Annotated in this window: 4 tRNA genes; all 4 read right to left on the bottom strand. The window is 49.9% G+C overall.

Features of this window, described 5'->3' with window-relative positions:
- Window positions 1–121: 121 nt before the first annotated feature.
- The 4 genes from EXA13_RS16665 to EXA13_RS16650 all read right to left on the bottom strand — a co-directional run bounded on the left by EXA13_RS16665 (window position 122) and on the right by EXA13_RS16650 (window position 533).
- Window positions 122–196 (bottom strand) — tRNA-Gln (locus tag EXA13_RS16665).
- 13 nt (window positions 197–209) lie between these two features.
- Window positions 210–296: transfer RNA gene (locus EXA13_RS16660), tRNA-Leu, on the bottom strand.
- A 42-nt stretch (window positions 297–338) separates the two neighbouring features.
- A tRNA-Gln gene (locus EXA13_RS16655) sits at window positions 339–413 on the bottom strand.
- A 35-nt stretch (window positions 414–448) separates the two neighbouring features.
- Window positions 449–533, bottom strand: a tRNA-Leu gene (locus EXA13_RS16650).
- Between the last annotated feature and the right edge of the window lie 100 nt (window positions 534–633).

Raw genomic sequence — 633 nt, 5'->3', positions numbered from 1 at the left:
AGGAGAGACTTGAACTCTCACACCTTGCGGCGCCAGAACCTAAATCTGGTGCGTCTACCAATTTCGCCACTTCCGCACAAATTTTGTAGATAACCCGAATGTTTCGAATCATCAATGTAAATGGCAGGTCTACCTGGATTCGAACCAGGGAATGGCGGCATCAAAAGCCGCTGCCTTACCGCTTGGCGATAGACCTGTAATACTGAACTTGGTGCGGAGGGAGGGACTTGAACCCTCACGTCCTAACGGACACTAGCACCTGAAGCTAGCGCGTCTACCAATTCCGCCACCACCGCAAATTCAGTGAATGCTTTCTACAGTATTGATTACAAATAAGTTGGCAGGTCTACCTGGATTCGAACCAGGGAATGGCGGCATCAAAAGCCGCTGCCTTACCGCTTGGCGATAGACCTACAGCAGGAGCAGTTAAACACTGCTTCCCTTAATATGGTGCGGAAAGAGAGACTTGAACTCTCACACCTTGCGGCGCCAGAACCTAAATCTGGTGCGTCTACCAATTTCGCCATTTCCGCAAATGTTTATTGATATCGAGACGATGGTGCGGAAGGAGAGACTTGAACTCTCACACCTTGCGGCGCCAGAACCTAAATCTGGTGCGTCTACCAATTTCGC

The sequence above is a fragment of the Vibrio cincinnatiensis genome (genome assembly GCF_022113815.1).
GTDB classification, from domain to species: domain Bacteria; phylum Pseudomonadota; class Gammaproteobacteria; order Enterobacterales; family Vibrionaceae; genus Vibrio; species Vibrio cincinnatiensis_A.
Note: the sequence above shows the minus strand (reverse complement) of the source record. Positions and strands in the feature narration are given on the sequence as shown.